The following is a 19,721-nucleotide window of genomic DNA, read 5'->3' on the forward strand; positions in this document are numbered from 1 at the left end:
GGGCACGAGCCCGGCGCACCGGTGACGGTCAGTCGCCGGTGCCCAGGGCGGCCACGGGGCTCACCCGGGCCGCCCGGCGCGCCGGCAGCAGCCCGGCGAGCGCCGTCGCCGCCGCGAGGGCCAGCACCACCCCGGCGAGCTGCCCCGCCGGGAACTCGACGGGCGCGTCCTGGCCGAGCGCGGCGACGGTCAGCCACGAGTACGGCCACGCCAGCAGCAGGCCGAGGGTCGCGCCGAGGACGCCGTACAGGGCCGCCTCGACCGTCAGCATCGCCCCGAGCCGGCGACGCGACAGCCCGACGGCGCGCAGCAGGCCGGACTCCCGGGTGCGCTCCACCACCGACAGCGCCGTGGTGGTGCCGACGCCGACCACGGCGACGACCGCCGTCAGGCCGAGCACGGACAGCAGCACCCCCAGCAGCGCCCCGAGCCTGCGTTCCAGCTCGTCGCGGTCGTCGGCGGTCAGCTGGATACCCACCTGCTGACCGCCGGCCGCGCGCAGGGCCCGCACCGCCGCCGCGCGTTCCTGTTCGCCGTCGCCCGCCACGTCGGCCAGCAGGCCGGTCGGGCCGGCCGGCACGCCGAGCCGATCCAGGTCCGCCGGGTCGAGCAGCAGCCCCGCGCCGACCGGCGTGTTCGCCATGGTCGCGGCCACCCGCAGCCGCACAGACCGGTCACCCCGGGTGACGGTCACCTCGTCGCCCGGCCGCGCGCCCGCCTGCTCGGCGAGGAACCGCAGCAGCACCACCTGCCCCGGGCCGGCGTCGGTGAGCCGCCCGGCGCTCGCGCCGAAGTCCGCCCAGGTGGCCAGCGCGCGCAGGTCCAGGTCGGTGGCGGCGAGCCCGTCGACCTCCGCGCCGGCGACGCGCACGTCGGGGCTGCTGCGGTACGGCACCACCCGGTCCAGCTCGCCGATGCCCTGGACCCGCTGCACGAGCCCGGCCGGCAGCGGCCCGTCGCCCCGGGCGGTGACGGCGACGTCGGCCGGTGCCATGCCGGCGAGTTCCCGCTTCAGCAGCGTCCCGAGCGAGGCGCTGCCGACGAGCGCCCCCGCGACCAGGGTGACCCCGAGCGCGACGACGACGCTCACCGCCGCCGCCCGGCGGGGTGCCCCGCCGACCCCGCCGACGGCCAGCCGGCCGAGCGGGCCGAGGCGGCGCAACGGCCAGCCGACGACGGCCAGCACCGGGCGCACCAGCAGCGGCCCGAGCGCCACCAGCGCGGCGTACGCGAACGCGCCGGAGGCCACGATCGCCAGCAGCGGGGTCGACGGGTCGTAGTTCTCCGGGTCGGGGCCGGGCAGCCGGCTCGCCACCAGCACGGCGACCAGCACCGCACCGGCGGCGAGCAGCAGTCCCGCTGCGGCGCGCAGCCGGCCGATGCCGCGCCGGCCGGCGGTGGTGCTGGCGGTGCGCAGCGCCTCCAGCGGGGCGACCCGGGCGGCGGTGACCGCCGGGGCGAGCACCGCCAGCGCCGTAACCAGGGCCGCGCCGAGCACCACGGCGACCGCCGCCACGACCGGGTGGCCGGGCGAGGCCACGGCGGGGCCGAACGCCCGCAGCACCGGCGGCAGCGCGTGCCCGACGCCGTACGCGGCCAGCACGCCGGCCAGGCCCGCGACGAGGCCGGTGCCCGCGCCCTCGACGACCAGCGCCCCGAACAGCCCGGCGCGGGAAGCCCCGACGGCGCGCAGCAGGGCGAGCTGCCGCATCCGCTGGGCGAAGACGATCCGGAACGTGGACGTGGCGACCAGCACCGCCGCCACGGCGGCGACCGCCACGAACATCGTGACGAGGGCGAAGAGGTCCTGGACGCGCTCGCTGACCTGGTCGGCCTCCGCGCGGCGGACCTCCACCCCGGCGCGGACGACGAGGCCGGCACCGGCGCGCTCGGACGGGCCGGAAGCCGACGGGCCGGGAGCCGACGCGGCGCGGGCCAGTGCGGCGGACACGGCGTCGGGGTCGACGTTGGAGGCGAGCCGCACCTCGACCTGCCGGAGCTGGTCGGAGCCGCCGAGGCGGGCGGCGAACGCCTCCGTGGTGTAGCCGGTCTCCCCCGGGTCGTCAGGGGCCTCCACCACGCCGACGACGGTCACCCCGACCGGCCGGTCCGGCGTGGCACCCGCCAGCCGCAGGGTGTCACCGACGGTCAGCCCGAGCCGGTCGACGGTGCGCCGGGTGACGGCCAGTTCGCCCGCACCGACCGGGTACCGCCCCTGCACGACGCGGACCGTGGCGAGCGGGCCGGCTCCGGGGTCGGCGTACACGGACAGGCCCGCGCGCGGGTCGTCGGCGAACTCGTGGAAGGCGTCCGTGCGGCCCACCGCCTCGGCGACGCCGGGCAGCCGGCGGGCCGCGTCCAACGTCCGCAGGGAGACGCCGTCTGCGCCGGTGACGACCAGGTCGGCCGCCGCCGGGGTCCCGCTGAAGCCGGCGAGCACGGTCCGCTCGGTGGCCTGGTACGCCAGCACGGTGCCGAACACGACGAACGCCGCGACGACCACGGCCAGGCCCATCAGCAGCGTCCGGGCGGGGCGGCGGGCCGCCTCGACGAGCTGCGCGCGCAGCACCACGGCGCGCCGGCTCACCGGGCCGCCGCCAGGCCGTGCAGGGCGGCGGTGACCGCACCCCGGTCGGGCTCGGCCAGGTCGCCGGCGACCCGGCCGTCCGCGAGCAGCACCACCCGGTCGGCGTACGCGGCGGCGGCCGGGTCGTGGGTCACCATGACGACGGTCTGCCCGAGGGTACGCACGCAGTCGCGCAGCAGGCCGAGCACCTCGGCACCGGCGCGGGAGTCGAGGTTGCCGGTCGGCTCGTCGGCGAAGACGACCTCGGGGCGGGACACCAGGGCCCGGGCGAGGGCGACCCGCTGCTGCTGGCCGCCGGAGAGCTCGCTGGGGCGGTGCGCCAGCCGGTCGCCGATGCCGAGCACGTCCACCACGTGGTCGAGGAACTGCCGGTCGACGCCGCGCCCGGCGAGGTCGAGCGGCAGGGTGACGTTCTGCCCGGCGGTGAGCTGGGGCAGCAGGTTGAACGACTGGAAGACGAACCCGATGCGCTCCCGGCGCACCCGGGTCAGCACCCGGTCGGACTGCCGGCCGAGGTCGGTGCCGCCGAGCAGCACCTGCCCCGAGGTGGCCGGGTCGAGGCCGGCCAGGCAGTGCATGAGGGTGGACTTGCCGGAGCCGGACGGGCCCATGATCGCCGTGAACGCGGCGCGGCGGAAGCCCACCGTCACGCCGTCGAGGGCGCGTACCGCCGTGGCTCCCCTGCCGTACACCTTGACCAGGTCGACCGCCGCGACGGCCGCCGTGGGGTCGGGATGGTGCGTCGTCATCTCTCCTCCATCTCCGGTGCCGGTCACCGGGACGCCGCAGAGCCTCCCGGTGGGCGGGCCGCCCGCGCATCCGTCCGGGGTCGGGTCCGCGCCCGCCGGCTCCGACTTTCGGCAGATCCGCCCGCGCCGGCCGGGTGGCTACGGTGGGGGGCGATGACCGGAACCCTCAGCGTCGGGTGGCGGCGGGCCGGGCAGGCCGCCGCCCTGGCCGGCATGGCGCTGCTCGGTCTCGTCGACGTCGTCGGCGGCCGGATGTTCCCCGTCGGCGGCGCCCTCGCCCTGCCGGCCGCGCTGGCGCAGGTCGCGCTGGCGGTCACCACCGCGGCGGTGTGGTTGCCCGCCCACCGGCAGGGCTCCCGCCGGCTGGCGGCGGCCGGCGGCGCGGTGGCGGCCTGGTCGCTGGCGACGACGGCGGCGTACGCCCTCCTACGCCACACCGGCGGCCTGGACGGCCGGGTGCCGGTGCGAGACTCCGACCATATGTGGGGCCTGGCGGAGTCGGCCGGGCTGCTCGGGATGGTCTTCGTGCTGGCTCGGCGGGCCGCCCCGCAGCCGGCCCTGGCCGCCGTGTCCGCGACCGGCCTCGCCGTCGCCGCGCTGCCGCTGCGCGGCGGGGTGGACAGCATCTACCTGATCATCGGCATGGCCTACGCGCTGCTCGCGGCCGGGGCCGCCGCCGCCGGCATGTACCTGCGGCTGGCGGAGACCGCCCGGGAGCGCCGGCTCGCGGCGGTACGCGCGGAGCAGCGCGCCGAGTTCGCCCGGGACCTGCACGACTTCGTCGCCCACCACGTCACCGGCATCGTGGTGCAGGCCCAGGGCGCCCGGTACGTCGCCGGGCGGGACCCGCAGCGGGCCGTCGCCGCGCTGGAGCAGATCGAGCGGGCCGGCGCGGAGACCATGACGGCGATGCGCCGGATGATCGGGATGCTGCGCGGCCACGACGGGCCGCCCGACGCCCCGGTGACGCCCCTGGCCGGGGTGGCCGACCTGGCGGAGCTGGTCGCGGCGTTCACCACGGCCGGCCCGGTGCCGGCCCGCCTGCACACCGACGGGCCGCTCGGCGACCTGCCGGTCGAGGTGATCACGTCGGCGTACCGGGTCGTGATGGAGGCGTTGACGAACGTCCGGCGGCACGCCACCGGGGCGCGGCGGGTGGACGTGCTGGTCAGCCGCACGCCGCAGTGGTTGTCGGTGCGGGTCGTCGACGACGGGCGGGGGCAGCGCGGCGGCCGGCCCGGGTACGGGCTGGCCGGGCTGACCGAGCGGGTGGGCGCGCTGGGCGGCCGGCTGCGGGCCGGCCCCGGCGTCGACGGAGGATGGGTGGTCGACGCGGCGCTGCCGCTGGGCGGCGGGTCGACGGCGGCTCGGTGGCCGGGCAGCGCGGGGCCCGGCGGGGAGGGCGGCCGGTGATCCGGGTGCTGGTGGCCGACGACCAGGCGATGGTGCGCACCGGGTTCGGGATGATCATCGGCGCGCAGCCGGACATGGAGCTGGTCGGCGAGGCGGGCGACGGCGTCGAGGCGGTCGAGCTGGCCCGTCGGCTGCGCCCCGACGTCGTGCTGCTGGACATCCGCATGCCGAGGCTGAACGGGCTGGACGCGCTGCGCCGGCTCGCCGGCCCCGGCGTCGTCGATCCGGTGCGGGTGGTCGTGGTGACCACGTTCGACCTCGACGAGTACGTGCACGCCGCGCTGCGCAACGGCGCGTGCGGGTTCCTGTTGAAGGACTCCGGGCCCGCCCTGCTGGTGGAGGCGGTCCGGGCCGCCGTCTCCGGGGAGGCCCTGATCAGCCCGTCGATCACCGTACGGCTGCTGCGGCACCTGAATCCGCCGGAGCCGGCCCGCCCCGACCCGACGGGGCTGTCGCCCCGGGAGCTGGACGTGGTGCGGCTGGTGGCGCGGGGCGCGACCAACGCCGAGATCGCCGCGAAGCTGTTCATCTCCGTCGGCACGGTCAAGACGCACCTCGGCAGCGTGCAGGCGAAGCTGGACGCCCGCAACCGGGTGGAGATCGCCGCCTGGGCCTGGGAACGCCGCCTGGTCGGCTGACGGCGAGGTTCCCGGTACGGGCCGCGTACGCGTCGAGGTGTCGTTCCGGCTCGGCCGTTCGGCGGAGGCGGCGGGACGGGCCAGGCGGCCGGACGGTGGACACGCCGCCCGGCCGCGGAACCCCGCGACTACAGGTACGGGCGGGTGATCAGCTCGATGGCGTGGCCCGCCGGGTCCTTGAAGTAGACCCCCCGGCCGCCGTGCTCGGTGTTGGTCTCGCCGGGACGGCGCATCTGCGGATCGGCCCAGTGCTCGATGCCCTGATCACACAGCCGCTGGTACGCCCGGTCGAACAGGTCGTCGTCGACCAGGAACGCGTAGTGCTGCATCTGGATCTCCACCGGCGGCTCGGCGAACTGGAGCAGCACGCCGTCGGTGAGCTGGATGTTGGTGAACACGCCCCAGGACGGCGCTTCCGGCAGTTCCAACAGCTGGCGGAAGAACCGCGCCGACTCCTCGCGGTCCCGGGCGGCGATGATGGTGTGGTTGAAGGTGACTGTCATTCGACTGACCTCGCGGTGCTCGACACGGATGGGGCCGACGGTGTGCAGGCCGCCGGGAGGTCCACGTGCCGAGCCTGGCGGGTGCCCTGCCGGCACCCGCCGTGCGGTCAGTCCTCCACCGGATCGCCGATCCGTGCGTGGCGAGATGCCGGTCCGGTGTTCACGATCGGTGACGCTACCCGGGGCGTATCGCTGCCGCAAACATCATTTCCTTCACCCGGCCCCGCGCGAGCGATCAGGGCACGCCCAGGACCCGGCGGGCCGTGCCGCCGAACAACGCGGCCTGCTCGGCCGGGGAGAGGTCGAGCCGGTCGAGCAGGTAGTGCAGGGCCTGGGCGTACGAGTGGTGGCCGGGGTACCTGGGCAGCGGATCGAGGCCCGGCAGGCGTCCGGAGACGCGGTGCTGGTCGGTGGCCCACATGCACCGGTCGACGCCGAACGCGTCGAGCACCTGCCGCAGGTGGGGCCAGACGTCCGGATACGGGTAGGGAACGGCCGAGAGGGTCGGTGCGCCCGAGAGCTTGACCGAGACGTTCGGGAACTCGGCGAGCGTCAGCAGGTGCGCGAGGTCGCGCCAGGCCGGGTCGGCCGGCGTCTGGTAGGGCGGCTGCGCCAGGCCGAGGTGGTCGACGACCAGCGGCAGTGACGGGTGGGCACGCGCGATGACCGCCACGCCGGAAAGGTCACCGGTGGCGAGCAGGCACACCGGGACCCGGTGGCGTTCGGCGGCGGCCAGCAGGGTCTCGTACGCGCCCGCGCGGAGCCGCCCGCTGTTGCCGGGCGGCCAGGTGGTCGTCACCCGCAGGCCCAGGATCCCTGGCCTCGTCCTGAGCCGCGCCACCTGCTCGGCGATGTCAGGGGCGCTCTCGTCCAACTGCAGCACCGCGGCGAGCCGGTCGGGATGCCGTGCCACGGCCGCTGCACACCCCGCGGCCGGAGCGAACAGCGGGTGGCTGACCAGAACGGCCATGTCGACCCCGGCGGCGTCCAGTTGGGCGACCAAAAGTTCGCCCTGTAGGTCCAGGAACGACTCGTCGCCGTGGTCCCAGGGCCGCTGGGTGCGGGGCAGGTGCAGGTGGGCGTCGATGATTTCCATGGGCGTGCTCGTCTCGTGCGTGGCGGTCGGGGGTTCCGGCTCGGCGTGGACCGGCGGACGTCAGGGGGTGAGGTAGTGCCCGGCGTCGAGGTCGTCGAGCAGCGTGGGATGCGTCGGCTGCCAGTCGAGGAGCTTCCGGGTCTGCGTGCCGGAGGCCGCCGTGTCGTTCGCGGCGAGGGCGCCGAGGAAGCCGAACTGCTCGCCCGCCTGCGCGGCGTCGATCGAGGTGACGGGCACGTCGAGCTGACGGCCGATGGCCTCGGCGATGGCGCGGAAGGGCACCCCCTCGTCGGCCACCCCGTGCAGCCGGCTGCCGGCCGGCGCGTTCTCCACCGCGAGGCGGAACAGGCGGGCGGCGTCAAGGCGGTGCACCGCCGCCCACCGGGTCGCGCCGTCCGCGACGTACGCCGAGAAGCCCTTGTCCCGGGCGATGCCGATCAGCCGGGGCAGGAAGCCGCGCGCGTCGCCCCGGCCGTGCACGCTCGGCGGTAGCCGCAGCACCGAGGCCCGCACGCCCCGCCCGGCGAACCCGAGCGTGGCCTCCTCGGCGCGGCCGCGGGGGAAGTCCGGCCCGGCTGCGTCGTCCTCGGTGCTGACCCGTCCGGGGGTGAGCAGCGTCGTGCCCGACGTGACGATCAGTGGCCTGCCGGAGCCGACCAGGGCCTGACCCAACGTCTCGACGGCCCGCAGGTCGGTGCGCAGCGCGGCGGTGAAGTCGGTGAAGTCGTGGATGAACGCGGTGTGGACGACGCCGTCGGCGGCCCTGGCGGCGGCACGGAGGCGGTCCAGGTCCTCCAGCGAGCCGAGGTGCGCCTCGGCGCCGGCGGAGACCAGGGCGGCGGCCGAGGAGTCCGAGCGGGCCAAACCGACGACCTGATGGCCGGCGCCCAGCAGTTCCCGGACGACGGCGGCACCGACAAAGCCGGTCGCGCCGGTGACGAACACACGCATGGGGTCTCCTTCGGGGCAGGACCCGGCGAGCCGCCGGGCCGATGCCCACCACGGTGCCGGGCCACACCGGCGAAGGTCCAAAGCCTGTTCGGTACGACGCCATACGCGGCGGGCATGACCGGAGTTCACGGCGCTGGCCTACCGTGGGCCCATGCCCGATTCACCGTCGGCCGCCGACCTCGATCTGCGCCTGGTGCGGTACTTCACCGTCGTCGCCGCGCACCAGCGGTTCGGGCGGGCCGCCGAGGAGCTGCACGTCACCCAGCCGTCGCTGAGCCGGCAGATCCGCCGCCTGGAACGGCAGATCGGGGCGCGACTGCTGGACCGTACGCCGCAGGGCAGCCGGCTCACCGAGGCCGGCGAGACGTTCCTGCCCCGGGCGAGGGAGTTGCTGCGGGCGGCGGCGCAGGCCACCACCCAGGCGCGCGCCGCCGCGCGACCGCAGCGGATCACCATCGGCTGGACTGCGGACCTGTTCGTCACCCCCGTGGTGCGCCAGCTGCGGCACCGGCACCCGGACTGCGAGGTCAGCACCCAGCACCTGGACTGGCGTCAGTGCCGCGAGGCGCTGATCGAGCGCCGCGTCGATGCCGTGGTGAGCCGCCTGCCCCTGGCCTCCGACGGCCTGGACGTGACGGTCCTCTACGACGAGCCGCGGGTGCTCGCGGTTGCCCTCGACCACCGGCTGGCCGGCAAGGAGTCCGTCGCCCTCGACGACATCGCCGACGAGCCACTGCCCCGGGTGGCGGATCCCGCCTGGGACGCGTACTGGCGCATCGACCCGCGCCCGGACGGACGCCCGGCCCCCGACGGCCCGCTGGTCCACGCCGCCGAGGACAAGATCGAACTGGTCGCCTCGGGCCAGGCGGTGGCGATCGTCCCGGCGTGCGCGCGAGGGCTCCGCCCGGACGTGACGACCGTCCGGCTCGCCGACGTCGACCCCGGCCACGTCGTGGTCGCCGTCCGCGCCGACGACCGCAACCGGCTCGTCACCGACTTCTGCGACCTCGCCCGTCGTCACCTACGTGGCGCAGAACTCGGCGGGCAGCACTGACGAGGTCACCAGCAGCTCGCGGAGGTCTACGGGACGGGATGCCGCATCAGCCCTCGGCGCTCGGGCGGTGCACCTGCGTGCGATAGCCGCTGAGGGTCAGCCCCAGGGCTGACCGGAACTCGTTGGCCAGGTGAGCGTGGTCGGTGTAGCCGAACTCGGCGGCGACCTCGGCCAGGCTGCCTCCGGGTGCTGCGCGCAGCCGGTCGGCTGCCTCCTGGAGACGGCGCCGACGAATCATCGCCGACGGCGGCAACCCGACGTAGCGGCGAGCCAGTCGTTGCAGCGTCCGGACCGACACGTGCAGGCGTCCGGCCACGTCCTCGACCGTGAGCATCGCGGGGTCGGTGTCGATGGTCTCGGCCAGGGCGTTGGCCAGCAGGGCCTCCGGGGTGGGCGTCGGAACGGCCTGGCACAACAGGTCGGTCAGCGCCTCGACGGCGTGGCGGTGACGGGTGTGCCGGTCCTCGGGTCCCGTCATCGCTGCGCACACCGCGGCATGCAGGGCCGGCAGCCGCACCGGCTGAGCGCAATCGCGCAGGGCCGTGGGATCGTCGGTGAAGGCCGGCACCGCTGCCGGCCGCAGTAGGGCGCCGACAGCCCAACCGGTCCCCGTGAGGTCGCGGTACGAGGCCCGGGTGGTGGGGCCGGCGAAGCCGACCCCGTCCGGCTCGACCACGAGGTTGCAGGCGGGAAAGCCGATGGTGTGCTGCCGGGAGGACCGGCCCGGGGCGATGCGCCACTCCGGGATCCAGAACCAGCGCACCAGCGCCGCCACCCGCTCCGGCGCAGCAACCCGATGGAACGTCGGCAGCCGCGCCGGGTAGAGGACTCCCCGAGAGGCCAGGCTCACCGCTCCATCGTACGAGTTGTCGCGCATCTCCAAGCCCGGCCCGGCCCGCGTCGGTACGGTCACGTCCTATGACCGACTTGACCAGTGCCGCCACGGGCGAGCACACCACCAACGGCACTCCTCACGGCACGACCACCCTGACCCCGTTCCTGGTCATCCCCGACGCGCGAGGAGCGATCGACTTCTACCGCGACGTGTTCGGGGCGCGCGTCGTGGACGTGACGGAGATATCCGGGATGGTCGCGCACGCCGTCCTCGACTTCGGCAACGGGCTGCTGCAGCTCGGTGCGCCCATGCCCGACTTCGCGCTGGTCGCTCCGCCCGAGCCGGACGACGCGTGCTACTCCATCGGCCTCTACTGCCCCGACGCGGACGCCCTCGTCGCCCGCGCCGAGGCCGCGGGTGCGACCATCCGCGAGCCGCTGTCCACCTTCGTGTCCGGTGACCGCTTCGCCAGCATCCGGGATCCGTTCGGGGTGCGCTGGTCGATCATGACCCGGGTCGAGGACCTCTCCGAGGAGGAGAGCGCCCACCGGGTCGCCGAGTGGGCCGCCGGCCAGGCCTGAGCGGACTTGCCTCCCGCGACGCGTCGACAGCGCTGTACGACGTGGACGTCCTGATAGTGCTCGTCGTCGGTCGTGTGGTGTTCCTGGGGCCACCGCCGTCGTGCCTCGGCCCGCTCCTGGCGCTGATGTCGTCTGAGGCTGGCACTGATGTCGTCTGAGGCTCGCGGAGGTCAGGCGGATCCATGCCGCACCGCCGCAGGACGCCTCGACGAATGGGTGGCGCTGTTCAACCCGGCTGGCCAGCGATCTGCTGACGATCGTTGCCGGCCCGGGCCGGGTGGTCAGGCCCGGGCCGGCAACGGCCCACCTACTCGGAGTCGGCGTGCTCCAGGTCAGGGTCCTCGCGATAATCGCTGATCACCGTGACGGCTTCGGTTTCCGGCCGATATCCGGGGTCGAGTCGCACGAGGTCCCATTCGTTGATCCAGGCCCGCACGTACTGCCGCATCCGGGTGGCGCCCAGCCTCTCCAGCCCGGTCACGTCGGGCGGATACCATCCGAACGCCTGCCCGTGCAGTTCGCGCAGCTGCGTGTACACCTGCTTGAGCTCGGCGTCGTCCGGCGGGGTGAGCAGGTGTGTCTCCCGGTCGATGATCCGCATGCCGAGTTCGGCGGCGGCCGCGAGCTCGGCCGCGTCCGGCGTTCCCTTGGCCAGCAGCCGCTCCGGGACGACGTGCCGATCGTTGCGCCCGGTGATCACGGCCGCCTCGAAGTCGTCGGTCATGGCGAGCACCGCAGCCATCGGGGTGCCTCTGCCGTTCTCACCTCGCATCCACCGGGCCAGCTCCGCATACGACTTGGCCCGCTGGAGCAGCGAGTACCGTCCGATGAGCTCGACCTCGTCGAAGAGGACGAGCCAACCGGGTGACCCTGCGGCAGCCAGCAGGCGGGCCGCGAACCGCATCCGCTGCCGGGCCAGTTCGGCCGCCGCCACGGGCGCGAAGACGGGTCGTTGCTCGCCGACCTCCCGCATCCGCCGGCGCAGTTCCGGGATCGCGATCGGATCACCGGACCAGAAACGCAGAACGGTCTCGGCGAATGACGGGTCTCGCTCACGGAGGTGGGCGAACAGCACCAGACTCGCCGGGAACCGCTCGTTCAGCTCGGATCCGCTCGACGACGCCCAACGCAGCAGCTCGGCAAAGTCGCGGCCGTCCAGGTCGAGCCCGGCCGCCGCCTCGATGATCGCGGGCCGGGCCTGCCCGTCGCGCAGCGCGGAGTCGGCCGCCGCGCGGAAGACCTTGGCGGGATCGTGCAGCGGCGTCTCCTTGCTGACGACGACGCGGCTGACGGTCCATCCCTTGTTCAGCGCCAGCCGGGCGAGGTGCTCGAGCAGATGGCTCTTGCCCGCGCCGAATCCGCCCCCGATCAGCATGCTCGCGGGAGAACCCGCCGCGGCCGAGGCGCACATCGTCTCGAAGCGGTCCTCGATCGCCGACTGTCCACTGCCGAGCGCGGCCACCGCGTCCCGGCTGGGCACTCCCGCCCGCAACGCCTCGATCGCGCGCCGGGCCACGACGGCAGGGGACCGCCCGTCGGTCAGGCCGATCATCAGGACACCTCCGCGGAATCGGAACCGATACGCACCAGCGTGGCGTACGGGTTCGACCGGCGCCGGTCGCGCACCTCGTCGGCGACCCGCAGTTGCAGTGCCGTGTACGCGGGCAGCCCGCGTGCCTCGTCGTGCACGAGGACCGGCGGCACCTGCACGGCGACGAACAGCCCCTCGATCTCGTCGACCGCGTCGATCAGCTGACGGACCAGCTCGTACGCGTCGAGCGTCGCCGCCTTCGCGTAGTAGAAGCCGTCCCGCAAGCCGGCGGGCGGGCGCCGGCTCACGGCCAGCCGGTCCAGGTCGAGCCGCAGCACCAGGCCCGGCCGGCCGGCGATCCGCAGCCAGCGGGTCAGCGACACCAGCAGCGGCCGCGCGTTGTAGCGGTTCACCTTCGTGTTCAGGCCCACCCGGCGCAGGTCCGCGGCGGGCAGCCGCTCACCGTGCAGCCAGCCGATCACAGTCTGCCGTTCGTCGGCGGTGACGTCACCCCGGCCGAGGCGTTCCTGGCAGAGCCGGAACATCGCCACCCGGAACTCGTGGCTCATCTCCGTGTCCCGCAGGACCAGCTGCTCGACGGCGCGGCGGGCACTGCGGTACAGCTCCGCGGCGTCGACGTCGTGGTGCCGGGCGATCACCCCGAGGTCGATGCCGTCGGTCTCGGCCGGCGCCGGGAAACCCGCGTGGTCCAGGGCCGCGCGCACGACGGAAGCGGCGAGCCCGACCCAGTCCAGCTGACGGGCGACGGTGGTGAACACCTGGTCGATCAGATGGACGCGGGTGGTTGCGGCATCCACTTCGGCGTACGCGAAACCCTGCCCGATCTCGGCGAGCGCGGCGGCCAGCCGGTCCCGCACGGTGTCGTCCGCCGGGCACAACAGCTTGACCGAGGCGCCGCCGCCGGCGATGTACCCGGTCAGATACTCCCGCTCGACGAACTGGAGGTAGTCGTCGACGCCGATCCCGGCGGCGCTCACTCCTGCGGCCCCGGCTCGGTGTCCTCGGCGGTGAACGACACACCCCAGTACCGCTGTTCCTGACCGTTGCGCGCCACTGTGGTCAGCACCCCGGAGCCCTTGGTGCCGGTGCTGGCCGCCCAGCGCAGCGTCCGCGGGCTCCGCTCGGTACGGAGGACGCCGCTCTGATCCAGCAGGTAGAGGTCGCGGGCGAACTCCTGCCGCGAGTACTGGGTGCGCTGGCCCGGCATCATGGTCAGCACCGTCCAGATGTCGGCCAGGCGGATCACCGCATCGGCGCGCTTGCCGTCAGCTGCGACACGAAGCTCGTAGGCCGACCGGAGACTGTCGAGGAACTGCTCGGCCTTGAAACGTGTTCCCCGTTCCTGTGCCCGAGCCAGCGCGCCGACCAGCACCGAGGGCCGCAGCCGCCGGTCGCGTGCCTTGTCGATCTCGATCGCGGCGTCGCCGGGGAGCACCCGCAGCAGGGACGGGTAGCACAGGAGCCGATCGTCGTCGCCCTCGACGATCGCGAGTCCCCGGGCCTCCGCCTCGGCCAGCAGCTCCTTGACATATCCACCCGAGGACAGGTAGGCGCGCTCGTCGAACGTGAAGGCGTCGCCGATCGCCCGGGTGTCCGCGGCGAGCTTGTCGGCCGTTGTCCGGGCACCGGCCAGGGCCTTCCGGAGGTCGCGGATCTGCCCGGAGTGGGCGGCGGCGAGCGCCCGCTTCAGTTCCCGCACTGCGGCGTTGGCGCCACGCAGGGCTTCTTCAAGCGTCCGCTCGGTAACGGCGAGCGCACTCTCCAGGCCCTCCGTGGCGTCCGGCTGGGCTGCCGGGGTGTGAAGGTCGCCGATCGGCTCAGCGAAGCCCGGTTCTGACACGAGTGGAAATCCCATCTTGCGGAGAGTAGTGACCGCCCCGGAGCTGGGACATCGCCCGGTGGCTACAGTGTGGTGTGTGGCCACCCCGCTGCACTCCGCCATCGGGCGCTGGGTCCCGCCTGGGGAGCCCACCGAGGTCGGCGGCCATGCTATACCGGGTGGCTTGTTCTACCGCGGCAGGCAGCTGCCCGGCGCGTCCGGCCCGGTAGAGCCGTCTCTCGTCGACCCCGACCTGCCGGTTGCCAGCTCCCCCGGTCGCCACAGCCTGCCCGGCGGCGGCCAGAATCCGGCGTACCACCTGCTCTCACCATTCACCCGCAAGGCGTACCTGGTCTGGCTGGCCGGCGGCCGGCGATCGGACGTCGCGCCCGGTCTGGTCCGGCTGTTCTGCTTCGGCCTGGAACGACGGATCCTGGTCGACGGGGACGTCGATCCCGCGGTGCAGCGGGAACTGCCGGCGATCGCCGCCGAGGTCCGCCGGCTGCGGGTCCGGTACGGCGACACGACGGCCCTGCGGGAGACGCTGGACCACCTGCTCGACCTGCTTGGGCTGCTGACCGCCGAGCGCACGGTGCCCGGGGCCGAACCCGACCGCGAGTCCCCGACGGCCGTGAAGATCGCACTGGCCAGGTTCGCGGTCTCCTCGACCCCGTTGCCTGCCGTCTGGGCCCGCGCCTGGACGCGGCACCACCCGTCGCTCGGCCCACGCCGAAGTGAGATCGACTGTCCGGCCGAGTTCGACAAGCTGTTCACCATGCGTTACCGCGAGCGGTACGGTCGCGGGGTGGTCGCGCCCGGCGACGGCGCCGGCATTCGGCTGCGTTACCGCCCGTCCCATCCGGGTCTGGCCACCGCCCTCGTCTGGCGCGCGGACCTGCCCGATCTGCTGGTCGACAACAACAGCATCCGGGCGCTCGCGGCCTTGCGGGACGAGACGGCTGCCGACCTCGACCCGTACCGTCGATGGCTTGCCCGGTTCCCGCAGGGCCGGGACTCGCTCGCCGCCGTGCCGCTGCTACCGGCGGAACTGGTCGACGCCCGCCACGGCAGGCTCGGCGCGCTACGGGTCTGGGCCGAGCGCCGGCTCGACGGGCGGGCCCGCGTCATGGTCGACGGAGGCGAGTTCTGGGACTTCTGGTCGGCCGCCGATCCGCATCGGATGGCCACCGACGAGACCACCGCTCTGCTGTCCGTGCTGGCACGACTCGATCTCGGCGTCGAGCCGGACGTCCGCTTCGGTGCGCCGCCGCTGGCTCGTGGCCCGGCCGCCCTGTTCCGTCTCGGCAGACCGGCGGCCGGCGGGCCGGGGCCGCGCTTCGCCTCCGCCGCGGCGATAGTCCGGTGTGCCGTCGCGGTGGCCTCGGCGGCTGGGCCGGTCGACCCCCAGGGGCTGGCCGGTGCCGCGATGGTCGGCACCGTCGCCGACCTCGCGGCCGCTCTCCGGCTGACTCCGGGCGAGGACCTTCGGCTGGCGGCGCGGCTGAGCTGGCTGCTGACCACGCGGGTGGAAGTGGACCGGCTCGCCCGGCAGACGGCGGTGACGACGCCGGCCGAGCGGGAGGTAGCCGGCCACTACCTGGCCACCGTGGCGGTCACGGCCGATCCGGTGATCGGCCCGGCCACCGTCGCCGTGCTGACGCGGGTGTACCGGATCCTCGGTCTACCGGTGGACCTGGTCTTCCAGCGGCTCCACGAACGGGGCACCGGAGTCGTGCCGTCTCTCCCCCTGGCCGCCAGCGCCGAGGAACTGCCCCCTCCGGTCCGGCGGCGAGCCTCGGCGGCCGGTGCCGAACAGCCGGACGAACCGGTCGTGGTCCAGGCCGGTGATCACCGGCCGACCGGGTATGCGCTGCCCTGGGCGGCGGCGGCCGAGCCGGCGCCCGCCGGGTTCCGGCTCGACCACGCCCTGGTCCAGCGAAAAGCCGCCGAGAGTGACACCGCTGCCGCGCTGCTGAACACGATCTTCGACGAGGAGGAAACCGGGTACGCGAACCCGCAACCACCGTGCCCGGTTCGTGAGCAGCCTGCGGTTGCGGGCCTGGACCGGATGCACGGCGCCCTGTTGCACGCCCTCGGCGAACGCCCGGCCTGGAGCCGTGCGGAGTTCGATGCCCTCGCCGCGGCACACGGGGTCCTGCCGGACGGTGCGCTCGACGTGCTGAACGAGGCGGCGATCGACGTCACCGGAGCCCCGGTTCTCGAGGGTGACACGATGCTCGCCGTAGCCGACGATGTCCTCCTGGAGCTGCTCACATGACACACCCCGGCACCTCGACCGCAACCGGACGGATCCGGCCACGCGAACGGGATGCGATCATCGCGTCGCTGCGCGCCGGCATGGTCCCGCGCGTCGGGCAGCAGCACATCCAGGTCGGCCGCGCAGCCGAGGTGCAGGCGGCGGTGCGCGACATCGACCGGATCGCCGACGGTGGCGCCGGGTGCCGGTTCGTCATCGGCGAGTACGGCTCGGGCAAGACCTTCTTCCTGCACCTGGTTCGCTCGGTCGCGCTGGAACGGCGGCTGGTCACCGTGCACGCGGACCTGTCGCCGGACCGGCGCCTGCACGCGGCCTCGGGGCAGGCCCGTGGCCTGTACGCCGAGCTGATGAGCAACCTGGCCACCAGGGCGAGACCGGACGGGGCGGCGCTGGCCAGCGTTGTCGAACGGTTCGTCACCGGGGCGTTGCGGGAGGCGGCCGATGCCGACGCGGACCCGGCCGGCGCCATCCGGGCGAGGCTGGCGTCCTTGACCGAGATGACCGGTGGCTACGACTTCGCAGCGGTGGTCGGCGCCTATTGGCGGGGATACGACAGCGGGGACGAGCAGTTACGGGCCGATGCCGTGCGCTGGCTGCGCGGGGAGTTCACCAGTCGGGTGGACGCCCGCACCGCGCTGGGCGTGCGCACCATCGTCGACGACAGCAGCTTCTACGACCATCTGCGGCTGATGGCCCGCTTCGTCCGCCTCGCTGGATTCGACGGCCTTCTGGTCTGTCTGGACGAGATGGTCAACCTCTACAAGATCACCGGGTCGGCGGCCCGCAACGCCAACTACGAGCAGTTGTTGCGCATCGTCAACGACACGGCCCAGGGCGGCGCCGAGCACATCGGCTTCCTGTTCGGCGGGACACCCGAGTTCCTGCTCGATCCCCGGCGTGGCCTGTTCTCGTACCCCGCGCTGGCCTCCCGCCTGGCGCCGAACCGCTTCGCCGGGCCCGACCGCATCGATCATTCCGGTCCGGTGATCCGGCTCGGCAACCTGACCCCGGAGGACGTCTTCGTCCTGCTGACCAGGCTCCGGCACGTGTTCGCCGCCGGCGAACCGTCCCGGTACCTGCTCCCCGACGAAGCGCTCACCGCGTACATGGCACATTGCTCCGCACGGCTCGGTGACGCCTACTTCCGTACCCCGAGGGAGACCATCCGCGGCTTCCTGGACCTGCTCGCGATGCTCGAGCAACATCCTGAACTGCACTGGTCCGCCCTCATCGGAAAGCTCGAACTCGCCGCCGACGGCGACGAGGACGACGAACTCGCCTCCTTCCAGCTGTGATCCGGTGAGCGAGAACCCGCCGTCGCAGGCGTACGCCCTCTATCACCCCGCCATCCAGCAGTGGATCTACCAACAGGGCTGGGAACGGCTGCGTGACGTCCAGGAACATGCCGCCGGGCTGATCCGCGCCGGGCAGCGTGACGTGATCATCGCCTCGGCCACGGCCAGCGGGAAGACCGAGGCGGCGCTGCTCCCGATCTGCTCGGTCCTCGCCGTCCGGCAGGAGCAGGGGCTCGGCGCCGGTGTGGCGGCGCTGCTGGTGAGCCCGCTGAAAGCGCTGATCAACGACCAGTACGGCCGGATCGCCGAGCTGGCCGACCCGCTCGGCCTGCCGGTGCACCGGTGGCACGGCGACGCGCCGGCATCCGGCAAGGCCCGGGTCCTGCGGGCGCCGCAGGGACTGTTGCTGATCACGCCGGAGTCCCTGGAGGCGCTGTTCGTCCGGCACGGCGACCGGGCCCGACGCGTCTTCGGGGGCCTGCGATACGTGATCGTCGACGAGTTGCACTCGTTCATCGGCACCGAACGGGGAGCCCAGCTCCAGGCCCTTCTGCACCGGGTGGAGGAGGCCGCCGGCAGGCGGGTGCCACGGGTGGCGCTGTCGGCGACCCTCGGCGACTTCGGCGGTGCCGCGGAGTTCCTCCGGCCGGGCGGCGGCACGGAGGCCGCGGTCGTGTGCTCCACCGAACCCGGCGGCGAGATCCGGCTCCAGGTCCGCGGTCACGTCGACCCGGCCCGGCCACCGGAACCGGGCAGGGAACCCGCCGACCGTGCCGCGATCGCCGACCATCTGTTCCGGACCCTACGGGAAACCGACAACCTGGTCTTCGCGAACTCGCGCGCGGCCGTCGAGGTGTACGCCGACATGCTCACCCAGCGCGCCACCCGGGCCGGGGTACGGGCCCGCTTCCTCGCCCACCACGGCAGTCTCTCCAAGGAGGTACGCGAACACGTCGAGGAACGGCTCAAGGATCCGGCCACCCCGGTGACCGCGATCTGCACCTCGACCCTCGAACTCGGCATCGACGTCGGCTCGGTGGACTCGGTCGCCCAGATCGGCGCCCCGCCGACGGTTTCCGGCCTCCGCCAGCGGCTCGGACGTTCGGGACGCCGGCCGGGCCAGCCGGCCGTCCTGCGCGTCTACGTGGCGGAGCCGGAACTCAGCGCCGGAATCGCCCCCGCCGACGCGCTCCGCTCCGAACTGTTCCAGACCGTCGCCATGATCGAGCTGTTGACCGCTGCCTGGTACGAACCGCCGGACGACACCGGCCTGCACCTGTCCGCACTGATCCAGCAGATCCTGTCGATCTGCGCGCAGCACGGCGGCGCGCGGGCCGGCCGCCTCTTCGCGACACTCTGCGACACCGGCCCGTTCCGGCGCGTCGACCGGACCGTCTTCGCGCTGCTCCTACGCGACATGGGCCGGCACGGGCTCCTTGAGCAACAGCCCGGCGGCGCGCTGCTTCCGGGCCGGGAAGGCGAACGGCTACTGGGGCACTACAGCTTCTACGCGTCCTTTCACACCTCACTGGACTACCGTCTCGTGGCCGACGGATACACCCTCGGCTCGCTCCCGGTGGACCGCCCGATCCTTCCCGGCACGATGCTCATCTTCAGCGGGGCGCGCTGGCGGGTCCTCTCCGTGGACACCGCCCAACGGGTGATCGAACTGACCGCCGCCGAAGCCGGCAGACCGCCCGTGTTCCCCGGCACCGGCGGTGAGATCGCCGACGAGGTCCGCCGGGCGATGTTCCGGCTGTACCGTTCCACGGAGAATCCCCGCTACCTCGACGTCACCGCACGGACGCTGCTGGCCGAGGGCCGGGCCGCCTTCCACGCGTACGGTCACGCGACTCGCCGGGTCTTCGCCCAGGAAGCCGGCACCCTTCTGTTTCCCTGGCGCGGCGACCGGATCATGAACACGCTCGCGGCCGTCCTCGGCATGCGTGGCCTGGTCGTGGGCCAGGACGGTCTGGCGATCACGGTTCGTGACTGCACCCCGGCTCGGCTGCTCCCCGTGCTCCGGAGCCTGGCCACCGGCCCGGCCCCGGATCCCGTCGCCATCGCGGCTGCCGTGCGCGCGAAGCAACATGACAAGTACGACCGCTACCTGAGCGAAGACCTGCTGAACCTCGGGTACGCGGCGCGCGCGCTCGACGTACCCGGAGCCTGGGCCTGTCTGACCGACCTCGCGGACAGCGACACCGTGGGCTGACGGATTCGGCCGGCGGGACTCCCCTCCTCCAGGGGTGCCGTCGCCCAGCACCCTCGCCCGGATCCGCAAGCACCTGGACCACGTCGGCGCTGCTGATGCGGCTACTCCAGCACCGGGCGTGCGTTGTCCTCGACACCTACGGCGACACGTGGCAT

General features: G+C 73.9%; 16 protein-coding genes. 7 read left to right on the plus strand and 9 right to left on the minus strand.

Annotated features, from left to right (window positions below; genetic code table 11):
- Window positions 1-28 precede the first annotated feature (28 nt).
- The gene (locus ACFT41_RS22245; RefSeq protein ID WP_377588271.1) at window positions 29-2,587 is read right to left on the minus strand and encodes an FtsX-like permease family protein; all 2,559 of its coding nucleotides are present in this window, start codon (window positions 2,585-2,587) and stop codon (window positions 29-31) included.
- A complete protein-coding gene (locus ACFT41_RS22250; protein WP_377588272.1) occupies window positions 2,584-3,336 on the minus strand; it encodes an ABC transporter ATP-binding protein in 753 nt (250 codons plus the stop codon). Before ACFT41_RS22250 ends, ACFT41_RS22245 begins: the two co-directional genes overlap by 4 nt.
- Window positions 3,337-3,489: 153 nt before the next feature.
- On the opposite strand from ACFT41_RS22250, the gene ACFT41_RS22255 reads away from it, so the two are divergent.
- Window positions 3,490-4,749 carry a sensor histidine kinase gene (locus ACFT41_RS22255; RefSeq protein ID WP_377588273.1) on the plus strand — a complete coding sequence of 420 codons (1,260 nt, stop codon included), beginning with the start codon at window positions 3,490-3,492 and terminating at the stop codon, window positions 4,747-4,749.
- Window positions 4,746-5,387 (plus strand): response regulator, encoded by a 642-nt coding sequence (locus ACFT41_RS22260; RefSeq protein ID WP_377588274.1) that lies wholly within the window; start codon window positions 4,746-4,748, stop codon window positions 5,385-5,387. The genes ACFT41_RS22255 and ACFT41_RS22260 overlap by 4 nt, the downstream gene beginning before the upstream one ends.
- A gap of 128 nt (window positions 5,388-5,515) precedes the next feature.
- On the opposite strand, the gene ACFT41_RS22265 is transcribed toward ACFT41_RS22260, so the two are convergent.
- The 3 genes from ACFT41_RS22265 to ACFT41_RS22275 all read right to left on the minus strand — a co-directional run bounded on the left by ACFT41_RS22265 (window position 5,516) and on the right by ACFT41_RS22275 (window position 7,937).
- Window positions 5,516-5,890, minus strand: a complete 375-nt coding sequence (locus ACFT41_RS22265; RefSeq protein ID WP_377588275.1) for a VOC family protein — start codon at window positions 5,888-5,890, stop codon at window positions 5,516-5,518.
- Between the two features lie 235 nt (window positions 5,891-6,125).
- Window positions 6,126-6,986 carry an amidohydrolase family protein gene (locus tag ACFT41_RS22270; protein ID WP_377588276.1) on the minus strand — a complete coding sequence of 287 codons (861 nt, stop codon included), beginning with the start codon at window positions 6,984-6,986 and terminating at the stop codon, window positions 6,126-6,128.
- A gap of 60 nt (window positions 6,987-7,046) precedes the next feature.
- Window positions 7,047-7,937 (minus strand): SDR family oxidoreductase, encoded by an 891-nt coding sequence (locus tag ACFT41_RS22275; protein WP_377588277.1) that lies wholly within the window; start codon window positions 7,935-7,937, stop codon window positions 7,047-7,049.
- 151 nt (window positions 7,938-8,088) lie between these two features.
- Here ACFT41_RS22275 and ACFT41_RS22280 point away from each other — a divergent pair, with 151 nt between their 5' ends.
- Window positions 8,089-8,991 (plus strand): LysR family transcriptional regulator, encoded by a 903-nt coding sequence (locus tag ACFT41_RS22280; protein WP_377588278.1) that lies wholly within the window; start codon window positions 8,089-8,091, stop codon window positions 8,989-8,991.
- A 46-nt stretch (window positions 8,992-9,037) separates the two neighbouring features.
- Here the strand turns inward: ACFT41_RS22280 and ACFT41_RS22285 are convergent, their stop codons facing one another.
- Window positions 9,038-9,868 carry a helix-turn-helix domain-containing protein gene (locus tag ACFT41_RS22285; RefSeq protein WP_377588293.1) on the minus strand — a complete coding sequence of 277 codons (831 nt, stop codon included), beginning with the start codon at window positions 9,866-9,868 and terminating at the stop codon, window positions 9,038-9,040.
- A 41-nt stretch (window positions 9,869-9,909) separates the two neighbouring features.
- On the opposite strand from ACFT41_RS22285, the gene ACFT41_RS22290 reads away from it, so the two are divergent.
- Window positions 9,910-10,407 (plus strand): VOC family protein, encoded by a 498-nt coding sequence (locus tag ACFT41_RS22290; RefSeq protein ID WP_377588279.1) that lies wholly within the window; start codon window positions 9,910-9,912, stop codon window positions 10,405-10,407.
- A 307-nt stretch (window positions 10,408-10,714) separates the two neighbouring features.
- Here the strand turns inward: ACFT41_RS22290 and ACFT41_RS22295 are convergent, their stop codons facing one another.
- The 3 genes from ACFT41_RS22295 to ACFT41_RS22305 are packed head-to-tail and all read right to left on the minus strand — an operon-like array spanning window position 10,715 to window position 13,814.
- Window positions 10,715-11,959: a BREX system ATP-binding domain-containing protein gene (locus ACFT41_RS22295; protein ID WP_377588280.1), complete on the minus strand. Its 1,245-nt coding sequence runs from the start codon at window positions 11,957-11,959 to the stop codon at window positions 10,715-10,717.
- Window positions 11,959-12,936: a BREX system ATP-binding domain-containing protein gene (locus ACFT41_RS22300; protein WP_377588281.1), complete on the minus strand. Its 978-nt coding sequence runs from the start codon at window positions 12,934-12,936 to the stop codon at window positions 11,959-11,961. The genes ACFT41_RS22295 and ACFT41_RS22300 overlap by 1 nt, the downstream gene beginning before the upstream one ends.
- A complete protein-coding gene (locus ACFT41_RS22305) occupies window positions 12,933-13,814 on the minus strand; it encodes a hypothetical protein (RefSeq protein ID WP_377588282.1) in 882 nt (293 codons plus the stop codon). Before ACFT41_RS22305 ends, ACFT41_RS22300 begins: the two co-directional genes overlap by 4 nt.
- 61 nt (window positions 13,815-13,875) lie before the next feature.
- Here ACFT41_RS22305 and ACFT41_RS22310 point away from each other — a divergent pair, with 61 nt between their 5' ends.
- From ACFT41_RS22310 to ACFT41_RS22320, 3 genes are read left to right on the plus strand one after another with little or no spacing between them, the layout of a single operon-like run.
- Entirely contained in the window at window positions 13,876-16,056 is a 2,181-nt protein-coding gene (locus ACFT41_RS22310) for a TerB N-terminal domain-containing protein (protein ID WP_377588283.1), read from the plus strand.
- Window positions 16,053-17,351 carry an ATP-binding protein gene (locus ACFT41_RS22315; protein WP_377588284.1) on the plus strand — a complete coding sequence of 433 codons (1,299 nt, stop codon included), beginning with the start codon at window positions 16,053-16,055 and terminating at the stop codon, window positions 17,349-17,351. Before ACFT41_RS22310 ends, ACFT41_RS22315 begins: the two co-directional genes overlap by 4 nt.
- Window positions 17,352-17,355: 4 nt before the next feature.
- Window positions 17,356-19,566 carry a DEAD/DEAH box helicase gene (locus tag ACFT41_RS22320; protein WP_377588285.1) on the plus strand — a complete coding sequence of 737 codons (2,211 nt, stop codon included), beginning with the start codon at window positions 17,356-17,358 and terminating at the stop codon, window positions 19,564-19,566.
- Window positions 19,567-19,721 lie beyond the last annotated feature (155 nt).

This window comes from Micromonospora sp. NPDC057141 (assembly GCF_042670805.1).
Classification (GTDB): domain Bacteria; phylum Actinomycetota; class Actinomycetes; order Mycobacteriales; family Micromonosporaceae; genus Micromonospora.